14 protein-coding genes are annotated in these 14,831 nt (G+C 71.1%); 2 read left to right on the plus strand and 12 right to left on the minus strand.

Annotated elements, in window-relative coordinates; all coding sequences use genetic code 11:
• Window positions 1-42 precede the first annotated feature (42 nt).
• The gene (locus tag AC1DDU_RS12280; protein WP_477434479.1) at window positions 43-1,158 is read left to right on the plus strand and encodes an adenosine deaminase; all 1,116 of its coding nucleotides are present in this window, start codon (window positions 43-45) and stop codon (window positions 1,156-1,158) included.
• Between the two features lie 63 nt (window positions 1,159-1,221).
• Here the strand turns inward: AC1DDU_RS12280 and AC1DDU_RS12285 are convergent, their stop codons facing one another.
• From AC1DDU_RS12285 to AC1DDU_RS12335, 11 genes are all read right to left on the minus strand, one after another.
• Window positions 1,222-2,178, minus strand: coding sequence for an SDR family oxidoreductase (locus AC1DDU_RS12285; RefSeq protein WP_477434481.1), 957 nt, complete (start codon window positions 2,176-2,178; stop codon window positions 1,222-1,224).
• Window positions 2,175-3,161, minus strand: coding sequence for a bile acid:sodium symporter family protein (locus AC1DDU_RS12290; protein ID WP_477434483.1), 987 nt, complete (start codon window positions 3,159-3,161; stop codon window positions 2,175-2,177). Before AC1DDU_RS12290 ends, AC1DDU_RS12285 begins: the two co-directional genes overlap by 4 nt.
• Window positions 3,158-4,531: a flavin-containing monooxygenase gene (locus AC1DDU_RS12295; RefSeq protein WP_477434485.1), complete on the minus strand. Its 1,374-nt coding sequence runs from the start codon at window positions 4,529-4,531 to the stop codon at window positions 3,158-3,160. Before AC1DDU_RS12295 ends, AC1DDU_RS12290 begins: the two co-directional genes overlap by 4 nt.
• A 115-nt stretch (window positions 4,532-4,646) precedes the next feature.
• Window positions 4,647-5,369 (minus strand): TSUP family transporter, encoded by a 723-nt coding sequence (locus tag AC1DDU_RS12300; protein WP_477434487.1) that lies wholly within the window; start codon window positions 5,367-5,369, stop codon window positions 4,647-4,649.
• Window positions 5,370-5,409: 40 nt separating this feature from the next.
• Complete coding sequence (locus tag AC1DDU_RS12305) at window positions 5,410-6,156, minus strand: alpha/beta hydrolase (protein WP_477436807.1); 747 nt, start codon at window positions 6,154-6,156, stop codon at window positions 5,410-5,412.
• Window positions 6,157-6,217: 61 nt separating this feature from the next.
• Window positions 6,218-7,372: a mannitol-1-phosphate 5-dehydrogenase gene (locus tag AC1DDU_RS12310; protein ID WP_477434489.1), complete on the minus strand. Its 1,155-nt coding sequence runs from the start codon at window positions 7,370-7,372 to the stop codon at window positions 6,218-6,220.
• Window positions 7,372-7,809 carry a PTS mannitol transporter subunit IIA gene (locus tag AC1DDU_RS12315; protein WP_477434491.1) on the minus strand — a complete coding sequence of 146 codons (438 nt, stop codon included), beginning with the start codon at window positions 7,807-7,809 and terminating at the stop codon, window positions 7,372-7,374. The genes AC1DDU_RS12310 and AC1DDU_RS12315 overlap by 1 nt, the downstream gene beginning before the upstream one ends.
• 114 nt (window positions 7,810-7,923) lie before the next feature.
• On the minus strand, window positions 7,924-9,480 hold the full coding sequence (locus AC1DDU_RS12320) for a PTS mannitol transporter subunit IIBC (protein WP_477434493.1): 1,557 nt from the start codon (window positions 9,478-9,480) through the stop codon (window positions 7,924-7,926).
• A 40-nt stretch (window positions 9,481-9,520) separates the two neighbouring features.
• On the minus strand, window positions 9,521-11,176 hold the full coding sequence (gene ptsP, locus AC1DDU_RS12325) for a phosphoenolpyruvate--protein phosphotransferase (protein WP_477434495.1): 1,656 nt from the start codon (window positions 11,174-11,176) through the stop codon (window positions 9,521-9,523).
• A 2-nt stretch (window positions 11,177-11,178) separates the two neighbouring features.
• Window positions 11,179-11,457 (minus strand): HPr family phosphocarrier protein, encoded by a 279-nt coding sequence (locus AC1DDU_RS12330; protein ID WP_477434497.1) that lies wholly within the window; start codon window positions 11,455-11,457, stop codon window positions 11,179-11,181.
• Between the two features lie 30 nt (window positions 11,458-11,487).
• Entirely contained in the window at window positions 11,488-11,847 is a 360-nt protein-coding gene (locus AC1DDU_RS12335) for a PTS sugar transporter (protein WP_477434499.1), read from the minus strand.
• A gap of 118 nt (window positions 11,848-11,965) precedes the next feature.
• On the opposite strand from AC1DDU_RS12335, the gene AC1DDU_RS12340 reads away from it, so the two are divergent.
• Window positions 11,966-13,909: a BglG family transcription antiterminator gene (locus tag AC1DDU_RS12340; RefSeq protein ID WP_477434501.1), complete on the plus strand. Its 1,944-nt coding sequence runs from the start codon at window positions 11,966-11,968 to the stop codon at window positions 13,907-13,909.
• Window positions 13,910-14,040: 131 nt separating this feature from the next.
• Here AC1DDU_RS12340 and AC1DDU_RS12345 read toward each other — a convergent pair whose 3' ends face one another.
• Window positions 14,041-14,586, minus strand: a complete 546-nt coding sequence (locus AC1DDU_RS12345; protein WP_477434503.1) for a hypothetical protein — start codon at window positions 14,584-14,586, stop codon at window positions 14,041-14,043.
• Window positions 14,587-14,831 lie beyond the last annotated feature (245 nt).

The raw sequence follows: 14,831 nt of genomic DNA on the forward strand, positions 1-14,831 counted from the left end.
TCATCACACCCCACACTCGCGATCGCATTCGAGGAGAACCCCATGCCCATCGACCAGCACGGCGACGCCATCCTCGACGGTCTGTCGATCCGCAGCCTGCCGAAGGTGTCGCTGCACGACCATCTCGACGGCGGTGTGCGCCCCGCGACGATCATCGAGCTGGGCCACGCGATCGGGCTGGACGTGCCCGAGTCCGACCCGGACGACCTGGCCGACTGGTTCGCCGAGAAGAGCGACTCGGGCTCCCTGGTCGAGTACCTGAAGACGTTCGATCTCACCACCGCGGTCATGCAGACCCGTGAGGGGCTCACGCGGGTCGCCCGCGAGTTCGTCGAGGACCTCGCCGCCGACGGCGTGATCTACGGCGAGGTGCGCTGGGCGCCCGAGCAGCACCTCGCGCGCGGCCTCTCGCTCGACGAGGTCGTGGCGGCGGTGCAGGAGGGCATCGAGGAGGGTGAGGATGCCGCGGAGCGCCGCGGTCACGACATCCGCGTCGGACAGCTCATCACCGCGATGCGCCACACCGACCGCTCGCTCGAGATCGCGCGGCTGGCCGTGCAGTGGCGCAACCGCGGTGCCGTGGGCTTCGACATCGCCGGCCCCGAGGACGGCTTCCCGGCGTCGAACCATCGCGCCGCGTTCGACTACCTCGCGTCGGAGTTCTTCCCGGCCACGGTGCATGCCGGCGAGGCCGCGGGTCTGGAGTCGATCCGCTCGGCCCTCATCGACGGCCGCGCCCTGCGCCTCGGTCACGGGGTGCGCCTCGCCGAGGACCTCGAGGTCGTCTCGCGTGCGGGCGAAGAGGTGCTCGTGCAGTTCGGCGACCTGGCGCGCTGGGTGCGCGACCGCGAGATCCCGCTCGAGCTGTCGCCCTCGTCGAACCTGCAGACCGGTGCGATCGAGCGCTGGGGCACGACCCTCGAGGACCACCCGTTCGACCTGCTCTACCAGCTGGGCTTCGCGGTGACGGTGAATGTCGACAACCGCACCATGAGCCGCACGTCGCTGACGCGGGAGCTGGCGCTGCTCGCCGAGACCTTCGAGTACGGCCTCGACGACCTCGAGGCCTTCCAGCTCAACGCGGCGGCCGGCGCGTTCCTCCCCGTGGAGGAGCGCGAGGAGCTCATCGAGCTCATCGCCGAGGGCTTCGACGCGTAGCGCGCAGACGTCACGAAGGAGCGGATGCCTCGGAGCCCGGGGCATCCGCTCCTTCGCGTCTCGTCAGCGGCGCGCGACGCCGGGGTGGGTGTCGAGGTACGCCTCGAAGGCCTCGGCGGACGTCTTGGCCGGCGTGTATCCGAAGTCGCGCGTGAGCGCGTCGTTGGCGAGCACGGGCCGGTAGCGGAGGAAGCCCACCTGCTCGGGGCCGTGCACGGTGAGGCGCAGCATCCGTCCCACTCGCAGGCCGAGGCCGAGGATGCCCGCGGGCACGGTGACGACGGGCTTGCCGAGGCGCCGGGCGATCTCGCGCACGGTCACCCTGCCGTCGCCGGCGACGTTGTAGATGCCGGGAGGGCCGTCGGTGGCGGCGCGGGCCATCGCGCCGGCGACGTCGTCGACCCACACGAACACGAACGGCGAGTCCGATCCGCGCACGGCGAGGAGCGCGCGTCCGTCCCACAGCGCGGTGATCTGGTTCTGCACGGTGGGGCCGAGGATCGTGCCGATGCGGAACACGACCTGCTCGAGCCCGGGATGCTCCTCGCGATAGGCGGCGAGCATCTCCTCGACGAGGCGCTTGTGCTTCGAGTATGCGAACTCGTCGTTGCCGCGCACCGGGTCGCTCTCGCGCAGCCACTGCGGGCTGTCGGCGTGGTAGCCGTAGGCGGCGCCGGAGGACGAGACGACGATGCGCGTCACGCCGGCCTCGACGCAGGCCTCGAGCACGTGACGGGAGCCGTCGACGTCGACGCGGTACTCGAGGTCGTGGTCGCGGCCGGGATTGACGATCGCCGCCAGGTGCACCACGACGTCGATGCCGTGGCGGCGCAGCAGGGGGACCAGCCCGTCGGGGCGGGTCACGTCGCACTCGTCGTATACGACGCCGTCGATCGGATGCTGCGGCCGGCGTACGTCGCCGGCCACGACGAGCTCGACATCGGGCCGGGCGAGCAGGGCGGCGGCGACGTGCGAGCCGAGGAAGCCCGAGCCTCCCGTGACGAGGACGCGGCGGCTCACGACGCGGGCTCCGCGGGCCCGGCCGCGCCGTCCGCGCGGGCCGCGCGCACCGCGTGGCGGGACGCATCGCCCTTGGCCGACCCGGTGCGGCGGCGGGTGTGCCCAGCCCACAGGGCCGCGACGACGAGCCCGGCGATGATGTCCCAGATGCCCCACCAGCCGGCGACGATCGCCATCCCGCCGAGGCCGCCGAAGAAGGCGAACACGAGGCCCAGGCCGAGCCCGGCGTTGCGGATGCCGACCTCGAACGTCATCGCCTTGCGCTCGCGGGTGCCGAGGCCGCCGACCACGGCGGTGGTGTAGCCGATCCCGAGCGCCACCGCGTCGTGGATCGTCACGACGAGCACGATGATGCCGAGGAACGCGACGAAGTACGCCCAGTTGCCCGCGAGCGCGGCGACGATGAAGCCGACGAGGGCCAGCAGCGAGAACCACTTCACGAACGGCTGCACGCGCTTGGCGAAGGCGGGGAAGCGGTGGCGGATGAACAGGCCGAGCGCGAACGGCACGCCGATGATGAGCAGGATGTCGCCGAGCATCGACCAGGGGTTGAGTTCGACGGCGACCAGCAGCTCCCGCGCCGTCGGATGCAGCGACCCCCAGAACGCGACCGACAGCGGCAGCACGAAGATGTAGATGAGGTTCGACACCGCCGTCATCGACACCGAGAGGGCGACGTTGCCGCCGGAGCGGTGCGTGAGCACCTGCGAGATGTTCCCCGGCGGGCAGCACGCGACGAGGATCATGCCCAGCGCCATCGACGGCGTCACCGGCAGGATCAGGGTCAGCCCGAAGGTCACCGCAGGCAGCACGATCAGCTGCGCGAGGATCGCGATCACGAACGGCTTCGGCTTGCGGGCGACGACCTTGAAATCGTCGAGCGTGGTGTCCAGCGCGATGCCGAACATGATGAGCCCCAGCACCACGTTGAGGATCACCAGCGTCCCCGGGTTGAAGTTCAGGAGGACGTCGTCGGGGTTCATGCCGTCACCTTCTTCTTCGCGACGGGCGCGGCGGTGCGGGTGCGGATGCCGCGCCGCGGCGTGCGGGCTGCGGCATCCGCCCGCAGGCTCCCGGTGGCGGCGCGCACCGCGCGACGGTAGGCATCCTTGTTGACGTAGTACGACATGCGCTCGAGCCCGAGGTAGTTGTAACCGCCGGTGAGATCGGGCCATGCCTCGCCCGTGACGCGCCGGCGGAACGCGGCGGCGCGCTCCGGGTGGCGCTCGAGCGCGGAAAGGTAGGCCGCGATGAGCTCGGCCTGCTCGTAACGGCCCTGCCAGCCGATCCCGGAGGCCTCGATCATGCCCATGACGTACAGCCCGTTGAACGATGGCGGGAAGACGTTGAGGAACAGGCGCGGCGCCATGCCAGACCATGCGAGCTCGTCGCGGTCGACGAAGGGGTAGTCCAGCCGGTACCCGGTCGCCAGCAGGACCGTGTCGTACTCGCCCGACGATCCGTCGCGGAAATGGACGGTGCGCCCGTCGAACCGGTCGATGTCCGGCACGATGCGCAGGTCGCCCTGCCCGAGGTGGTTGAGGATCAGGGTGTTGACGATGGGGTGCGACTCGTAGATCTTGTAGTCGGGCTTGGGGAACCCGAAGCGCACCGGGTCGCCGGTGAAGGCGCGCAGCACGCGCCGGTCGAGTGCCTGCTTGAGCCGGGCGGGCAGCGGCTTGCCCTGGTTGAGGGTGTCGGAGGGCTTGCCGAAGAGGTACCGGGGCACGAAGTAGTAGCCGCGGCGCACGCTCATGTCGACCGATGCCGCGTGGTGCACCGCATCCACCGCGATGTCGCAGCCGGAGTTGCCGGCGCCGATGATGAGCACCCGCTTGCCGGTGAGCTGCGTCGCGGACTTGTAGGCGCTGGTGTGGAGCAGTTCGCCGGTGAACTCGCCGCGGAACGCCGGGACATTGGGTTCGGCGAGGGTGCCGTTGGCCAGGATCACACCGTCGTACCGCGCTTCGACGGGACCTTCGGGGCCGTCGGCCCGCAGCATCCATCCGCCGTCGCCGTCCCGCTCGAGCGCGGTGACCTTGGTGTCGAAACGGAAGTGCCCGGTGAGCGCGAACCGGTCGGCGAAGTCGCGGAAGTAGGCGATCAGCTCGCGATGGCTCGGGTAGTCGGCGGTGGAGCGCATCGGGAACTCGGCGAACTCGGTGGTCGTGCGCGAGGAGATGAGGTGCGCCGACTCGTACATCGTCGAGCGCGGGTTCTCGATGTCCCACAGCCCGCCGACGCCCCGCGAGGCCTCGAAGCCGTCGAAGTCGATGCCCGCCTTCTGCAGCGCGCGCGCCGCGGACAGCCCGGATGGCCCGGCGCCGATGATGGCATACCGAAGGTTGCTCATTGTTCCCTCACGTCTGTTCGCACGTCGTCGTGTCGGCGTGACGATCCCGCCCCGTCAGAACCCTAAGCGTTCCCCGGCGCTGATCGAAATCGCCGGTCCCGGCCGCATCGCGGGGTCAGGCGACGAGGGCGAGGATGCCGCGCACCAGCACGACCGTGGCACCCGCCCAGGCGATGGCCAGCATCGCGATGCGGGCGATGCCGGGTGCCACGTTGCGCGAGAGCACGGTGCCGATCGCGATGCCTGCGACGGTCGCGATCACCAGCGTCCAGACGTCGTCGACAGGAGAGGTCGGCAGACCGCGCAGCGCGACCGAGACGATGCTGAACACGGCGAAGATCACCTGGGCGCTGGCCGCGAAGCGACGCTGCGGCCAGCGGTCGCCCACGGCGTACGCGGCCAGCGGCGGGCCGGACAGCCCGCTCGCGACGTGCATGAAGCCCGCGGCGGACCCGGCCACGACGGCGCCCATGCGGCCGGTGAGCGAGGCCGAGAGCGCAGGGAGGTGGCCGGCGACGAGGGCGAAGTAGGCCATCGCCGCGATGAGCAGCAGCAGCGCTGCGTCGGGCAGCACGTGCACCAGCAGCGCACCGAACGGCGCCGCGACCAGCCCGGGCCAGATGAGCCACCACGACCGGCGCCAGTCGATGTGGCGCCAGACCAGCGGGATCGCCGTCAGTGAGGCGACCAGCGCCAGCAGGACGCCGAGGGTCACGCCCTCGACCGGCCCGTACAGCAGCACGATCGGGCCGACGAGCACCAGGACGAAGCCCAGTCCGGTGATGCGCTGGATCACCGCGGCGACGAACGCCGCGATCGCCGCGAGGATGACAGTCACGGAATGCCAGTCTAGGCGGGGATGCCGGGTCCGCCCGGCCTCAGCGGGCGAGCGCGAACGCGCCGACGAGCTCGGTGATCTGCTCGCGCATGTCGTCGTCCGAGATCGTCGGGGTGCCGTCGCCAGGCTGAAGGCCGTAGTCGCCGAACGACGAGTGCGCGGCGCCGGCGACCTCCTGCATCTCGGCGTCCTCCGGCAGCAGCGGCCTGGCGTCGGCGATCTTCTCCGGCGTCGAAAGTCCGTCCTCGCTGCCCGACACGCTGATCACCGGCAGCCCCGAGGCGGAGAGGTCGTTGGCGCAGTAGGAGGCGAACAGGGCAAGGCCGTCGGCATCCGTCGCCAGCTGGCACGCCCGCACCCCGCCCAGCGAGTGTCCGCCGACGAGCCAGGTGTCGATCCCCGGCACCAGGTCGGTGAAGGCCGACAGCGGACGCAGGTCGAAGAACGCGAGGTTCAGCCACGGCTTGGTGATGACCACCGTGACACCGTCGTCCGCGACCAGCCCCGACAGCTTGTCGGCGTATGCCCACGGATCGACCTTGGCACCGGGGATGAACACCAGGCCGACGTCGGCGCTCCCTCCGGTGGGCGCGAGCACGATTCCTGCGTCGGTGTCGGTGATCTCGATCGCCGGGTCCTCGCGGACCGCGGCGAGCGGCCCCGGCTCGGCGGCCATGACTCCGACCTGGCTCCACACGACGACGCCCGCGACGCCGAGGACGACGAGGGCGCCGAGCGCACCCAGGATCCACCACAAGACCCGCCGGCGGCGGCGGGTCTTGGGCATCGGCTCGGGCGCGGCATCACTCGTGGTCACGCGACGAGCGTAGACCGCCGCGTCGCCCCCGTCAGACGCCGAGCTCCTCCTGCCGCGCGGCGACGACGGCCTCGACCTTGGAGAAGAGCGGATGCTGCGGCTCCAGGCCGGTGACCGAGGCGGTGAAGCTCGCGGCATCCTGTTCGCGCAGCATCCGCTGCAGATCGACGGACTGGGCGTCCTCGGTGTCGTCGAAGGCGAGGGCCGCGCCCATCGCCCCGACGAGCGCGTCGACGGCGAGGCCGCGTTCGGCCGCCTCGGCGGCGGGGCCGACGAACCGTTCGTGACGCGAGAGCTTGCGCAGCGGCTGCCGTCCGACCCGCCACACCGTGTCGGGCAGGGCCTTGTTGCGGAACCGGTCGAGGATCGTGGCGCGGTAGGTCGCGAGCGCGCCGGCGTCCAGACCGTGCTTGGCCACCAGCAGCGCCGACGTCTCTTCGAGCGCCGCCGCCACGCGCGGGGCGATCGCCTCGTCGGAGAGGGCGTCGGCGATCGCCTCGATGCCCGCCTGCGCGCCGAAGTACGCCGTCGCGGCGTGGCCGGTGTTCACGGTGAACAGCTTGCGCTCGATGTACGGCGCGAGGTCGTCGACGAAGTGCGCGCCGGGGATGTTCGGCGGGTCGTCGTCGAACGGCGGCCGTTCTATCGCCCACTCGAAGAAGGGCTCGACCGTCACGTCGACGCCCGCGCCCTCGGGCTGGGCGGGGACGATGCGGTCGACGGCGGTGTTGGCGAACACCGCACGGGAGGCCAGCGCATCCCACGCATCGCCGGCGAGCGCCTTGATCTCGTCGCGGAGCAGATCGGTCGCGTTGATCGCGTTCTCGCACGCCATGATCTGCAGCGGTGGACTGGACGGGTCGCGCAGCGCGAGCCCTGCGACGATGTGCGGGGCGACGAACTTCAGGATCGTCGGGCCGACCGCGGTCGTGACGACGTTCGCGCCGGCGATCTCCTCGATCACCTCGTCGGGGTGCTCGGCGCTGTTGATCGCGCGGAACCCGGTGACGACGGTGTCGCGGCCGCCCGCGCCGACCTCGTGGACCGTGTAGTGGTCGACGGCGTTGATCGCGTCGACGAGCGGCGCGGCGACGTCCGAGAACACCACCTGGTAGCCGCCCTGGTGCAGCAGCAGCCCGACGAAGCCGCGGCCGATGTTGCCGGCGCCGAAGTGGACGGCCTTCATCACACGCCCGCCGCCGAGACCAGGCCGAACAGCTCTTCGGGCGTCTGCGCCGCCTTGAGGCGGGAGACGTCGTCCTCGTCGGAGAAGAGGATCGCGATCTGCGACAGGATCTCGAGGTGCTCGTCGCCCTTGCCGGCGATGCCGACGACGAACGTCACCGGGTTGCCGTCCCAGTCGACGCCGCCGTCGTATCGCACGACGGACAGCGCGGAGTCGAGGATCTCGTCCTTGGTCTCGTTGGTGCCGTGCGGGATCGCGAGCTCGTTGCCCATGTACGTCGAGACGGTCTGCTCCCGCTGCAGCATCGCGTCGTAGTACGCCCCCGTGACGGCGCCCGCCGACTGGAGGATGTCGGCCGCCTCCTGCATCGCCTCGTTGCGGGTCGCGCCGCCGGAGTGGATGCGCACCTGGCCGATGCTCAGAACCTCGCGTGCCATGTCATCGCCTTTCTCGTCGTTCGTCTGCGGATGTCGTCATCCGGCATGCCGGGGTGCCGAAGGCGGTGAGGCCGGGGGCGGTGATCGCCCGCCCGGCCCCACCGCCGGTCTCAGCTACTGACCATCCTCGTGCTGGGATCGGACGAGGTCGACGACCTCGTCGTACCGCGGCGAGTTCATGAAGTTGTCGACCGAGACGTGCACCGAGTCCGGCGTCTTCTGCCGAGCCCGATCGGTGAGCTGGTTCTGCGTGATGACCAGGTCGGCCGACGAGTCGAGCGCGGCGATCGCCTTGTTGGTGACCGTGACGTCCTCGATTCCCGCCTTCTTGATCTTGTTGCGCAGGACGCTCGCGCCCATCGCCGACGAACCCATGCCCGCGTCGCACGCGAACACGATGTTCTTGATCTCGCGCTCGGTCATGGTCGCCGGCTCGATGCCCGCGTCCGCGGCCGTGGCCGCCCCGCCACGCAGGCCGTCGAGGTGCGACGACGACTTGCCCTTGGCGGCCGCGGTCTGCGTGATCGCCGCGCCGAAGGCGTCGTCGGTCGCCGCCATCGCCTCGAGGTCCCGCTTGCGCGAGGCCCGCAGGATGACCCACGAGATGAGGAACGTCACCGTCGCCGCCAGCGCCACCGAGAGGAGCACCGCGAAGTACGAGTTGTTCGCGACTTGGGCGATCACCGCGAAGATGCTGCCTGGTGCGGCTGGAGCTCTCAGCGCGCCGCCGAGGAGCATGTTCGTCGTGACGCCCGTCATGCCTCCCGCGATCAGCGCGAGGATGAGCATCGGCTTCATCAGCGCGTACGGGAAGTACACCTCGTGGATGCCGCCGAAGAACTGGATCACCGCGGCGCCCGGGGCCGACGCACGTGCCGCGCCGATGCCGAAGAACGTGAACGCGAGGAGCAGACCCACACCGGGACCGGGGTTGGCCTCGAGCAGGAACAGGATCGACGACCCGGTGTCGGCCGACTCCTGGATTCCGAGCGGGGTCAGCACACCGTGGTTGATGGCGTTGTTGAGGAAGAACACCTTCGCCGGCTCGATGATGATGCTCGTCAAGGGCAGCAGGTTCATGGAGACCAGCCAGTCGACGGCGTTGCTCAGGATCTGCATGATGCCGTTGACGACCCAGGCGATCGGGTAGAACCCGATGATGGCCAGCACGAAGCCCCAGATGCCCGCCGAGAACATGTTGACGAGCATCTCGAAGCCCGCCCGGATCTTGCCCTCCCACAGGCCGTCGAGCCACTTCATGGAGTAGGCGCAGATCGGGGCCATGATCATCGCGCCGATGAACATGTGGACCTGGCCGAGCTGGTTGTCGGCCGGCAGGTCGGCGTTGATCTGCGCGATGAGGTAGTCCGACCCCGCGATCGCACCGAACGTGCCGATGGACGCGACGACGCCGCCGCGCACCCCGTAGATGATGCTGCCGCCGGTGTAGGCGATGAGGATCGGCAGGAGGTAGTGGATGAACGGCCCGACGAGTGTCGCCAGGGCCGGCACCGGAGTCCAGCCGACCGCGATGAAGAACGCGGTGAAGATGCCCCACGCGATCAGCGCGGGGATGTTCGGCATGATCATGCCGGACAGGAACGTGCCGAAGCGCTGCACTCCGACCCGTGCCTTGCTGGCGCCCGTGGTGGGCGCTGACGCCGTTGTCATTGCTGTCTCCTTGTTCGGTTCGTTGCGCCGCCGAGGCGGCTTATCGGGTGGCCGCCTGTTGGGCTGCGGACCGGGCGGATGCCGCATCGTTCGCGGCGAGGGCGGCCGAGGCGATGTCGCGCGCCTGGGCGATGGTGTGCTGCAGGAGGGTGGCGCGCACGTCGGCGAGGGCCGTGGGTGCCATGGACAGGCTCGTGGCGCCGAGGCCCACGAGCACGACGGCCAGCAGCGGATCCGCCGCGGCCTCGCCGCAGATGCCCACCGGCTTGCCGTTCGCGCGGCCGGCGTCGCCGACCTCGCGGATCAGGCGCAGCACCGCAGGGTGCCACGGGTCCTGGAACGACGCGACCGACCCGAGCAGGCGGTCGGCGGCGAGCGTGTACTGCGTGAGGTCGTTGGTGCCGATCGAGGCGAAGTCCGCGTTCACGAGGATGCGGTCGGCCAGCAGCGCCGACGAGGGCACCTCGACCATGACTCCGGCGGTCTTGATGCCGTAGTCGCGCGCGAGGCCGACGAAGTAGTCCGTCTCCTCGACGGTGGCGATCATCGGCGCCATCACCCACAGGTCGGCGTCGGTGGCGGCATCCGCCTCGGCCAGCGCCGTCAGCTGCTCGCGCAGGATGTCCTCGCTGGCGCGCAGGGCACGGATGCCGCGAAGGCCGAGCGCCGGGTTCTCCTCGTGCGCGTCGTTGAGGAAGGCCAGCGGCTTGTCGGCGCCCGCGTCGAGGACGCGCACCACGACCTTCTTGCCCGGGAACGCCGACAGCAGCTTCGTGTACGCCTCGCGCTGCTGCTCGACGGTGGGCGCCTGGTTGGCGCTGAGGAACAGGAACTCGGTGCGGAACAGGCCCACGCCTTCGGCGCCGAGGGCGACCGCATCGGCGGCTCCGTCGGGGTTGCCGAGGTTCGCCAGCAGCGGCACGGCGGTGCCGTCGGCGAGCGCGCCGTCGGTGATCGGAGCGGATGCCGCCGACGCACGCGCGTCGGCGCGGTTCTGCGCCCGCTCGAGCTCGTCGGCGGTGGGTTCGGTCGTCACGACGCCGGCGGCGGCATCCACGATCACCGTCTCGCCGTCGCGGAGCCCGGTCGCAGAGGTCGCGCCCACGATCGCGACGATCGACTTCTCACGCGCCAGGATCGCGGTGTGCGAGGTGGGGCCGCCCTCGGTGGTGATGAGGGCGAGAACCTTGTCGAGGTCGAGGAGCGCCGTGTCGGCCGGTGCGAGGTCCTTCGCGACGAGGACGAACGGATGCCCCGGATCGGGCACGCCGGGAGCGGGGACTCCGCGCAGCCGGGCGATCACGCGCTGCGCGACGTCGTCGAGGTCGGCGGCGCGCTCGCCGAGGTAGCCGCCCATCGCCGTGAGCTGGTCGCGGAACGACGCGAACGCGTCGAACACCGCGAACTCGCCGGTCGAGCCCTGCGCGAGGCGCGCGCCGATCTCGTCGGCGAGGGTCGGGTCCTCGGCCATCATGGCCTGCGCCTCGAGCACCTCCTGCGCGGCGCCTCCTGCCTGCGCCCCGCGGGCCTCGAGCTCGCGGGCGACGGCGGCGACGGCATCCGTCACGCGTGCCTGCTCTTCGTCGGCGCTCAGCTCGCTGGGTGCGTCGGACGGCGCCGGCGCCGGCTCGGCCATGCGCGCGACGGGTCCCTGGGCGACGCCCAGTCCGATCCCCACACCTCGCAGCTCAGTCATGTTCAGGCCTCCGCGTCGTGGTCGGTGGTGAGGAGCTCTGCGAGCGTGTCGAGCGTCGACTCGGCGCCGTCGCCGTCTGCCGTGAGGGTCACGTAGTCGCCCCGTTCGACGCCGAGCGCGATCACGCCGAGGATGCTCGCCGCGTTGACCGGGCTGCCCGCGTCCTTCGCGATCGTGACAGGGATGCCGGCATCCTTCGCCGCCTGCGCGAACAGCTTCGCCGGGCGCGCGTGCAGCCCGTGCGCCGATCCGATCCGGACGGTGCGGGAGATGGGTGGCATGTCGTGACCTCTCTGTCGTGGTTCAGCGTGTCAGTCGGCGGAAAGGGGCTCCGGGTCCGCACCCGCGGCCGGGAGCGGCCCCCCGGGGCTCCCGGTCGCGGCGCGGACCAGCTCGAGGGTGCGGGTGCCGTCGCGGTCTCCGAAGATGTCGGACGGCAGCAGCACCACGGTCGTGCCGCGGGCGGCCGCGTCCCGCTCGATGCGCTCCAGCGCATGAGCGAGGTGCGGACCGACCAGCACCACGTCGGCGGCATCGAGATCGACCGGAAGCGACTGCTCGGTGCCGGCGAAGGCGGAATAGTCGAGTCCCTGCGCGTGGGCCGCGTGACGCACGCGCTGAGCGACGAAGGTGCTCGAGGCACCCGCTCCGCAGACCACCAGGATCCTCATCGATCCGCCTCCTCATGGCCATTCTTGTGAGAACGCTGAGAGGGGACAACCAGTCCTTCTTCCGCGGGGGCGGAAACGCGGCGGCCCCGGTGCGGTGTCCGCGTGGTTGACTGGGCGGGTGACCCGGGCCCGGCAAGATCGCGTGCTCGGCATCCTCCTGCGCGACGACGGGTGGCTGACGGCATCCGCCCTCGCCGACGCCTTGGGCGTGACCCCGCGCAGCATCCGCTCGTACGTCACCGCGGCAAACGCCCGCGTGGCGCCGGGCGTCGCGGTCGAGTCGGGGCCGCAGGGGTATCGGGCCGGGCCCGATGCGGCGGCGGCGCTGCGGGCGGGCGGCGACGGCGGCACGCCGCGCGACCGGCTGCACACCCTCGTGCGTGCGCTCCTGGACGCCCCCGACGGCATCGACGTGTTCGAGACCGCCGACTCGCTGCACGTGTCCCCGGCGACGCTCGACGCGGATCTCGCTCGCGTGCGCGGGCTGCTCGGCGGCACCGAGCTCACCTTGGAGCGCTCCGCCTCGCGCGCTCGGCTGCGGGGCACCGAGGGTGCGCAGCGTCGCCTGCTCTCACGGCTCGCCCACGACGAGATGGATGCCGGATCCTTCGACCTGGCGGCCCTGCGACGCACCCTGGGCGAAGGGTCGGTCGGGGCGGAGGGATTCGGTCCCTTCAGGAACGACCTCGTGACCCGCCTCGGCGACCTCGGCTGGTTCGTCAACGAGCTGGGCATCGCCGACGTCGTGATGCACATCGCGATCGCCGCCGACCGCACCTCGCGCGACCGTCCGCTGGATGCGGGGGAGTCGGATGCCGCCGCCGCCGGGGAGCGCCCCACCCAGACGCAGGTGGCCGAGATCATCGCCGACCTGTCGGAACGGCACCTCGGAGTGCGCCTCGGCGGCGCCGACCTGCAGCACCTCGCCACGCTGGTGCTGACCCGCGTCGTGGCCCCCGCAGGGCGGGAGGGCGAGGCATCCCGTCCGCCCGTCTCGAACCTCGACCCGGAGGTCGAGGCGGCGGTGCGCGACGTGGTCACCGCGGCGGCCGACGAGTTCCTGGTGGATCTCGTGCACGACGACTTCGTCGCGCGGCTTGCACTGCACGTGCAGAACCTGCTGCACCGCGCCCGCGAGCAGGCATGGTCGCGCAACCCGCTGACGCGCTCGCTGAAGTCGACGTACCCGATGATCTTCGAGGTCGCGGTGTTCATCGCCAGCCGCCTGCAGCAGCGGCTGGGCATTCCGCTGCCCGACGACGAGATCGCGTACATCGCCATGCACATCGGCGGCCGCCTCGAACGCAGCCGCCGGGCTGACCAGCTGCTGACGGCGACGATCGTGTGCCCCGGCTACTACGACCTGCACGAGCTGCTGCGCTCCAGCGTCGACCGCTCCCTCGGGCAGGCCGTCGAGGTCGTCGGCGTCGAGACGCGCGTCGATCCCGACTGGGGCTCCATCGACACCGACCTGGTGCTGACCACGATCGACCCGCCGGTGCCCGGCGAGCGGATCGTGCGCATCCAGCCGTTCCTCACGGACGCCGACGTGGAGCGGGTGCAGTCCGCCGCCGGCCGCATCCGCCGCTCGCGACGGCTCGCCCGGCTGCGCGCCGAGCTCGAGCGCTACTTCGAGCCGTCCGCGTTCGTCCGCGGCCTCGACGAGGCGCACGGGGAGGAGGGCGTCATCCGCGCGCTCGGCGACCGGCTGCGGGCGGTCGGCGTCATCGACGCGGACTACGTCGAGCGCACCATCGAGCGCGAACGGCTCTCGTCGACCGCGTTCACCGATGCGCTGGCAGTGCCGCACGCACTGGAGATGACGGCATCCCGCACCTCCATCGCCGTGGGGATCGCCGACCCCATAATCGCGTGGGGCGACGGGCGCGTGCAGGTCGTGGCGCTGGTGGCGTTCTCCGAGACCGACCGCGAGGCGTTCCAGACCGTGTTCGAGCAGTTCGTCGAGGTCTTCAGCGAGCGCGACAGCGTGCAGCGCATCGTCCGCCGCGCCACCGACTTCAACGCCTTCCTCGACGAGCTCGTCGCCGTCATCGACGGCTGAGCCGCGGCATCCCGCCGTCGCCTGTGCGCTGCTGGGGTCTCGACGTCGCTGACGGGTTTGGGGCGGATTTCGTCGTTTGGGGCGCCCCAGACGCGCCCCAAACGACACGATGCGCCCCAAACGCGCACCGGTCAACGCGGAGGGTGGATGCCGAAGGCGTGGAGGCGCGCGCCGAGAGCGGCGGCGGACTCGAGGTGCGGCCAGCCCCAGCGGGCGCAGCGACGTTGCGTGGTGCCGCGGATCCAGTCCTCGCGCTGCTTCTCCTCGTCGAAGACCTGAGAGGCGGAGCGGCCGTCGACGATCCTGCCGTCGACGTACTTGATCGAGCCGTCGAACTCGCCGAACGCGCGTGAGTCTTCCAGGCCGAAGTCGACGAAGTAGCTTCGGCCGGTCGGAGCGGGGACGGCGACCTGGAGCCGGATGTCGCGGAATCCGAGCGCGCGCAAGCGGATGCGGCTGACGCTCTCGCCGGGTAGTTGCGCACGTCCGTCGGCGAACCGCACCACGCGCCGCGCACGGCTGACGCCGTGTGAGGATCGTTGGGCAAGGTCCAGCGCAGCGAGTGCGAATCGCTCAGCGCCGTAGGCGTCGTACTGCCCCGGTCCCGAGACGTACCGCCGTCGAAGCGCGCCGTCGGCGATCGTCACGGACTGCTCGAACATCGCGGTGCGTGCCACGTCGGCCACCGTTCTCAGTAGCGAGGTGCAGAGAAGCCCCTCAAGCTCGACGATGTCCGACGGCGCGAGCTCACCACGATGGCGAACGACGCCGTCCGCCGCTCCCGGTCGTGTGACGGGCGCGATTGTATGAACTCGGTCCCGGGAAGGGCGGTAGAGCGCCAGACCGTGCACAGCCGCCGCCGTTTCGTGGGAGAAGACGGGACGAGTCGTCGAGACCAGCGCCAGTGCTCGAGCGAGCGCGA

It is taken from the genome of Microbacterium sp. 05T445, assembly GCF_056395865.1.